Annotated in this window: 6 protein-coding genes and 1 tRNA gene; 3 read left to right on the top strand and 4 right to left on the bottom strand. The window is 43.9% G+C overall.

Translation table 11 applies throughout. The features are described from left to right. Positions 1-101 precede the first annotated feature (101 nt). Entirely contained in the window at positions 102-278 is a 177-nt protein-coding gene (locus tag PHF18_RS09010; protein ID WP_300101404.1) for a hypothetical protein, read from the top strand. A gap of 120 nt (positions 279-398) precedes the next feature. Here the strand turns inward: PHF18_RS09010 and PHF18_RS09005 are convergent. Next, positions 399-470, bottom strand: a tRNA-Thr gene (locus PHF18_RS09005). A 516-nt stretch (positions 471-986) separates the two neighbouring features. Beyond that, positions 987-1997 (bottom strand): class I SAM-dependent methyltransferase family protein, encoded by a 1011-nt coding sequence (locus PHF18_RS09000; protein ID WP_300101402.1) that lies wholly within the window; start codon positions 1995-1997, stop codon positions 987-989. 148 nt (positions 1998-2145) lie between these two features. Here PHF18_RS09000 and PHF18_RS08995 point away from each other — a divergent pair, with 148 nt between their 5' ends. After that, positions 2146-2580 (top strand): hypothetical protein, encoded by a 435-nt coding sequence (locus PHF18_RS08995; protein ID WP_300101399.1) that lies wholly within the window; start codon positions 2146-2148, stop codon positions 2578-2580. Between the two features lie 279 nt (positions 2581-2859). Here PHF18_RS08995 and PHF18_RS08990 read toward each other — a convergent pair whose 3' ends face one another. Both PHF18_RS08990 and PHF18_RS08985 read right to left on the bottom strand, forming a co-directional pair. Further along, entirely contained in the window at positions 2860-3873 is a 1014-nt protein-coding gene (locus tag PHF18_RS08990) for a transcription initiation factor IIB (RefSeq protein ID WP_048134465.1), read from the bottom strand. A 193-nt stretch (positions 3874-4066) separates the two neighbouring features. Next, positions 4067-4327, bottom strand: coding sequence for a Gar1/Naf1 family protein (locus tag PHF18_RS08985; RefSeq protein ID WP_300101389.1), 261 nt, complete (start codon positions 4325-4327; stop codon positions 4067-4069). A gap of 320 nt (positions 4328-4647) precedes the next feature. On the opposite strand from PHF18_RS08985, the gene ppdK reads away from it, so the two are divergent. Further along, entirely contained in the window at positions 4648-7308 is a 2661-nt protein-coding gene (gene ppdK / locus PHF18_RS08980) for a pyruvate, phosphate dikinase (protein ID WP_300101388.1), read from the top strand. The last annotated feature ends 61 nt before the right edge of the window (positions 7309-7369 follow it).

The following is a 7369-nucleotide window of genomic DNA, read 5'->3' as shown; positions in this document are numbered from 1 at the left end:
CTGGAACTTGAAAAAATCAAGAAAATAGAGCTGGAAAATGGAGAAACAATAATTACAGAACTCACAAGGAAGCAAAAAGATATTATGGGAAAGTTGGAATTATGCGCTTAAAAAGGCGGAAGTTAGGCAGAACATATGGAATATTCAAGGAAAAGGAAGGAGTCTCTGAAAGGGCGAATATAATTATTGCCGAAGATCAGAAAGTGATATTCTTCAAGACATATCCTGGTCATGAACTTCCGGATATAAAGGAGATCATAGAGGTTCTGAAAAAATGAAGATCAGCCCATCGGACTATCAGTGAAAATTTCCAGATTTAGTTTAGATAAGAAGTTTAAAAAGAAAACGCCCATTTTTCAACAGTTCCAGAAAACAAGCTTTGAACCAAAAAAAGCAAGAGCCGTCGGGGGGACTTGAACCCCCGACCTGCTGATTACGAATCAGCCGCTATACCGCTAAGCCACGACGGCACATAGATTGAAGAATAAGCAGACTTAAAATAGCGATCAAGAATTTAACTATTTCGCTCGCAAGAGTTGTTTCCTTCCCGCAAAGAGAAGAATTAAAGAGAAAGAAAGCGAAACTGCCAGTTACTTTCTTGCTTTTTAATTATTAGTTTAACTTATTTAACTTATTATTTATCTCTTTTCTGAAAGTACCTGGAGTAGAACCATATAAAGATAAGAGCAACCAGAACTGAAAAGCCTATCATGAAATAGACAAATGTGGACATCAGAAATCAGCTCCCTGTGGAATTATGAGTAGAATCTGTAATTAAGCAACTTTATTGAAATTGACCTGCAAATGTTTAAACATTTCTTTATTTGAATTATACACAGGCATCTGAATTTTAGATCATATGATTCATTCTCTTCCGCCTGCAAAGGATTTTTACTGGTGCATCGGCCCGGATGCCCATAAGTGCCAGCGCACAGAAAGCATTTTACATTCAGAAGATTTCCAGGGGCGAGCGGGGAAAGGAAACCTCAAATTACCTTTGCCTCTATACATATATTATACTGATGAGGGGCATAAGAACGGACTACCTTTTCCTCCAGAATTTCAATCTTCCTTCCTGCTTTTTCCGCAGCTTTTCTGATAAGCTCGACGGAACTTTCGAAGAGATCGTCTTCATGATTCATTCCGTAATAATGGATTATGCCGCCAGATTTTGTAAGGAGGACAGCAGAGTCAAGGAACTCGTGGGCGCTGTGAGGAAGGTTCATGATTACATGATCGGCAGTGCCTGCAAATCTTTTTGCTTCTTCCCGGGCATCGCCTTCGATTGCTTCGATGTTTTTTGCGGAGTTAAGGGTTATATTTTCCCTGAGGTAGCGGACTGCGTCAGGGTTTTTGTCGATTGCAACAACTTTTGAAGGCTTTTTGCTCTTTGCAAACAGGATGCTGTAAGGACCGACGCCGGCAAACATATCGACAACGATATCGCCTTCCTTAACCCAGGAGAGGATTCTTGAGCGTTCAGTAGAAAGACGGGGAGTGAAATAAGCTCTTGAAAGGTCAACTTTGTAGCGGCAGCCGTACTCCCTGTGGACGGTTTCGGTCCTGGGATCGCCTGCAATCACCTCAAATTCCCTGAGCCTGAACTCTCCAATAACAGGAGTAAGAGGCTTGACAACGGTTTTTATGTTTGGCTGGGCAAGAAGAAGGACAGCGGCGATTTTGGAGGCTGTTTGTGAGTCCAGGCCCTCGTCTTCCAGAAGCGCAATATCCCCGATGAGCTCATAAGCCGGATTGAAACCAAGAAGATCCCCCGGCGTGGGTTTTTTCTCCTGAGGCTCAAAATCAAACTCAGCCAGTCCAGCTTCCACAGGAAGATCTGCCAGCTCATGCGAAAGAGGCTCTCTGGAAAGGGGAAGATAAAGAAAAGATTTATCCGAACCTATTTTCAGTGAATTATCAAGAAGTTCAAAATCAAGGAGTACTCGCCTTGCAGATTCTCCTTTCTTTTTGGGAATTTTTATGCATTGCCGTTTCATGGAGTTCCGACCTTCTGGAACTCTAAAGCTATCCTTTTGTTATTAAGTTATCTCAATATCGAAACTGAATCATGGACTTATTTTAGATATTTAGTTCCCAAAGACACCTTTATACATGGAGCCATATAAAATAGGAATAATTAAAAAAGTGTTAAAATGGAAAGGAAGGGGTAATCTGGTAGTTGAAACGATCATATATAACCTCAGAACGATATCTCTCGGGCTGCAAATAGGAGCTTTACTGTTATTTTTATTGAGCCTTATAGTATTGAAAAATGAATCAAAAAAAGGAGGCATAACAGGACATGGGAAGATGGCAACCGGGGGATATACTCTTGCCGTATTATCGGTCATATATATGCTTTATTCGGCTTACAACCTGACAATTAGCGGGAGGGCGCCTTCTGTCATATATACCCACGGCCTTTTTGGAGCCGTATCCCTGGCTTTTGGCTTTATTTTCGTTATTAATAGATGGAGCTGGAAAACTCGTAGAAATATGAGAATAATGCTGGCTTTATGGGTACTCACCTTTACTGGAGGAGTAATGATCTATCTGACCTTTACTGGAAAACTCCCTTGAAGAAAAAGGTAAAGAAAAAGGTAAAGAAAAAATAAAAGAAAAAGGTAAAGAAAAAATAAAAGAAAAAGGTAAAGAAAAAATAAAAGAAAAAGGTAAAGAAAAAGGTAAAGAAAAAATAAAAGAAAGGGATCCCAGTAAGAAAAGAGGTCTGAAAACGGATGTAAGCCCAACTAAAAGTATCTGCTCTGAAGAAAAAGGAATGAAAAAAAGAGGGCGTATTTTACCCTCTGCACACCAGAAAAACTTAAAAGCAACTGGCAAAACGGAAAAAAGAAGAATTTAAAGGATAATTTCAATATCCAGTTCTTCTGCCAGTTCCTTATACCTGTTCCTGATAGTAACTTCTGTAACCCCGGCAACATCTGCAACTTCCCGCTGAGTCCTCCGCTCACCGCAGAGAATGGATGCAATGTAAATTGCAGCTGCCGCAACTCCTGTTGGCCCTCTTCCACTTGTAAGCTCTTTTTCTGATGCCTGCCTGAGGATCTCAACGCTCTTTGACTGGACTTCTCCCTTCAGGTTAAGCCCGGAGCAGAACCTCGGGACATAGTCGATTGGAGAAGTTGGCATGAGTTTTAAGGCAAGTTCTCTGGAAATGAAACGGTAAGTCCTTCCGATTTCCTTCCTGCTCACCCTTGAAACCTCTTCGATCTCATCAAGAGTCCTCGGAACACTGCACTGGCGGCAGGCAGCATAAAGAGCGGCTGCGGCTACACCTTCAATACTGCGGCCGCGGATAAGGTTCTTGTCCACAGCTTTTCTGTAGACTACTGCCGCGGTTTCCCTGACAGTTCTCGGCAGACCCAGAGCAGAAGCCATTCTGTCCAGTTCGGAAAGGGCAAAAGCCAGGTTTCTTTCAGTTGCGTTACTTACACGAATTCTGCGCTGCCATTTTCTTAAACGATAGAGCTGAGCACGATTTTTGGAGGAGATAGACTTTCCATAGGAATCACGATTCCTCCAATCAATCATTGTGGAAAGCCCTTTGTCATGGATTGTATATGTCATGGGCGCACCCACACGGGAACGCTTCATGCGTTGATCGTGATCGAAAGCTCGCCATTCGGGCCCTTCGTCCACAAAATCGGCATCTACGACAAGTCCGCAGTCACCGCAAACGAGCTCTGCCCGCTCGTAGTCGTGAACAAGGTTCCTACTGCCGCATTCCGGACACACGGCCTTTTCGTTCTCAAAACTTTGCTCCTTTTGCTTCTCTTTGCGAGCTTTGATCATGGCACGTATTTTTTCTCTTTCAAGAGTGTCCGAATAGCGAACTCTTTCGACTTCTACCATATTATATCACCTTACAAATTAACATGACTATGTTTATGATTTCCTGCAATCTCAAGTCTGCACAGTATATATTACAGTATATATATAAAAGAAGGGACAAGAAAACTTGCGGCTATTACTAGCAAAAAGCATATAAACCAGTTAAAGTTTAACCATAATAACGGATTAGAATATTCATCAAATATCAGATATTTCACCGAATATAGACTCTTTCATTGACTAGAGCCCGAATTTCTGAATCCGGAATTTGCTTAAAGCCCTTCACTAAAAAATATGGATGGTTTACAGGTCCAAAGACACTGCCAATTGTACCAATCCGGTTCAGGGCCTTGTCAACAACAACCGAATTCAACTTTGGGAGACTACCTGAGACGTTATCGGATTTTACCTCATCCCCTCTAAGTATCAGGTTTCTTAGACCTGACCTGTGCAGTACTGTACCGAGTCGTTTCATATCAGCCACGAATATTATGCCTCTCTGCAAAGGGTAGAATGCCCCGGCTTCGAGTGGATTAAACTGTCAGTCACGAATAATAATATATATTATAGACTGAAAAGCATATGTAGTCTATGCTTATTATATATAAAGATATCGCAAGACCTATATTATACATCGAACTCAACTAAATTGATAGAGTAAAGTATAAAAAAGAGGAAAAGGAAACCACAAGCTTATATATTAAATGGACATTGTTGGCAACGACCAGACCATAAGTCTGAGGAAAATCCAGACTCTAACTCCGATTAATGATCTCGTTTCAGGGAGGAGAATCATTGTCTAAGTTCGTATATTTTTTTGGAAAAGATGTAACTGACGGCAAAAGTAGTATGAAAGACCTGCTCGGAGGTAAGGGTGCAAACCTTGCCGAGATGGCAAATCTCGGAATTCCCGTACCACCAGGCTTTACAATAACAACCGAAGTTTGTGTACTCTATCTCAAGAAGAAGAACTATTCCGCAGAAGTGCTCAGACAGGTCGAAGAAGCAATCGATCGATTAGAAAAACAAAATAATAAAAAATTGGGAGACCCTGAAGATCCATTACTTGTTTCTGTAAGGTCCGGAGCCAGAGTGTCCATGCCGGGGATGATGGACACCGTCCTGAATCTGGGGCTCACGGACAAATCCGTACACGGACTCGCAAAGAAAGTTAATGATGAAAGATTCGCTTACGACTGCTACAGAAGGTTTATCGCCATGTTTGGGGACGTGGTGCTCGGAGTTGAATTTAGGAAATTCGATTCCTTAATTTCGGACAAGAAAAAGGAATTGGGAGTTAAGTCCGACACTGACCTCGATTCAAAAGCATTGAAAGAGTTGGTAGAGAGATTTAAGGAAGTAATCAAACTCGAAAAAGGATTTGAGTTCCCCCAGGACCCTAAAGTTCAGCTTCAACTGGCAATTAATGCTGTTTTTGATTCATGGAATAACCAGAGAGCCATCACCTACAGGAAGCTCAATGGCATTGGTGACAACTGGGGCACAGCTGTTACTGTACAAACCATGGTTTATGGTAACAGAGGAAACACCTCAGGAACAGGCGTTGCTTTTACAAGAAACCCTTCTACAGGTGAAAAGAAGTTCTTCGGAGAATACCTCATTAATGCACAGGGCGAAGATGTGGTTGCCGGGATCAGGACCCCTAAGTATATTAATACTCTCGGAGACGAAATCCCGGAAGCCTATTCCCAGCTTGTGGATATCTGCCAGAGACTTGAATCTCACTTCAAGGACATGCAAGACATAGAGTTTACCATTCAGGAAGGAAAACTCTATATGCTGCAGACCAGAACCGGAAAGCGTACAGCTGCTGCAGCCGTAAAGATTGCAACGGACATGGTGGCAGAAGGGCTCATAGACAAGGAAACTGCAGTAACCAGAGTCAAAGCCGAAAACATCGACCAGCTCCTGCACCCGAGGATTGACCCGAAAGTAAAACTAGACATAATTGCAACAGGGCTTCCCGCATCTCCCGGAGCCGCTGTCGGAAAGGTGGTCTTTACTGCCGAAGCTGCTGAAGAGATGGCAGAATTAGGCGAAAAGACAATTCTTGTCCGTACCGAAACCTCTCCGGAAGACATCGGAGGCATGGCAGCTGCGCAGGGAGTCCTTACCGTGCGCGGGGGAATGACCTCTCACGCAGCAGTCGTTGGTAGAGGAATGGGCAAACCCTGTGTCGTTGGCTGTGGAGAGATCTCAATCGATATTAAGAAAGCCATCTTCATGGTAAACGGCTTTACCATCAAAGAGCATGAATATATTACGATCGATGGAACTCTCGGAAGCGTCATAATCGGGAAAGTAGACCTGATTGATGCCGAAATAAATTACGATCTGAGAAAACTGCTCACCTGGGCTGACGAGATAAGAACTCTCGGAGTAAGGACAAACGCTGACAACCCAGCTGATGCAGCCCTTGCCCGCGAACTCGGTGCAGAAGGTATCGGGCTTTGCAGGACAGAGCACATGTTCTTCGGTGAAGACCGGATCCCCGCAGTCAGGGAAATGATCATGGCCGAAGATGAGAAGACCAGGAAAAAAGCTCTCAAGAAACTGCTCCCCATGCAGAAAGAAGACTTCCTCGGAATCTTCCGCAGCATGGAAGGCATGCCTGTAACCATCAGGCTCCTTGACCCACCTCTGCACGAGTTCCTTCCTGATAAAGAAGAGCTCGATGAAAAGCTCAGAGAACTTGAAACCTCAGGGGATTGCGGGAAGATCGATGATATCAAGAATATCATCAAGCGTGTGGTTTCTCTGAAGGAGCTAAACCCTATGCTCGGGCATAGGGGCTGCAGGCTCGGAATCACCTACCCCGAAATCTACAACATGCAGGTACGTGCAATAATGGAGGCCGCCTGTGAACTTGCAGCCGAGGGAATGGAGATTGTTCCTGAGATCATGATCCCTCTTGTGGGCCTTGTAAAGGAACTCACTCTCTCCAAAGAGGAAGTCTGTAAGATGGCAGAAACTGTCATGGCTGAAAAAGGCATCAAGATCGACTACAAGGTAGGAACCATGATCGAACTGCCCAGAGCTGCAATCATCGCAGATCAGATCGCAAAGGAAGCCGACTTCTTCTCCTTCGGGACAAACGACCTGACCCAGACGACCTTCGGGTTCAGCAGGGACGACGTATCCAAATTCGTGCCTATCTACCAGAAGGCAGGCATCCTTGAACACGACCCCTTTGCAGTCCTGGATCAGGAAGGCGTAGGCGAGCTCATGAAGATCGGCATACAAAAAGGACGCTCCGTCAAACCCGAGCTCAAGATAGGGATCTGCGGAGAACACGGCGGAGAGCCGAGGTCCATAGTCTTTGCCCACCAGATAGGCATTGACTATGTTAGTTGCTCCCCCTACAGAGTCCCAATTGCAAGACTCGTAGCTGCGCAGAGCACAATCGAAGCCAAAAACGCAAAACAAAAAATCTAAAATTTAAAACTCTGGCAGGACTAGATCCTGCCTTTTTCTTCTTTTATAAAATAGTTCCCTG

The sequence above is a fragment of the Methanosarcina sp. genome, assembly GCF_028693135.1.
Lineage (GTDB): Archaea > Halobacteriota > Methanosarcinia > Methanosarcinales > Methanosarcinaceae > Methanosarcina.
The sequence above is the reverse complement of the archived record's forward strand: the minus strand, read 5'-3'. Positions and strand labels throughout refer to the sequence as shown.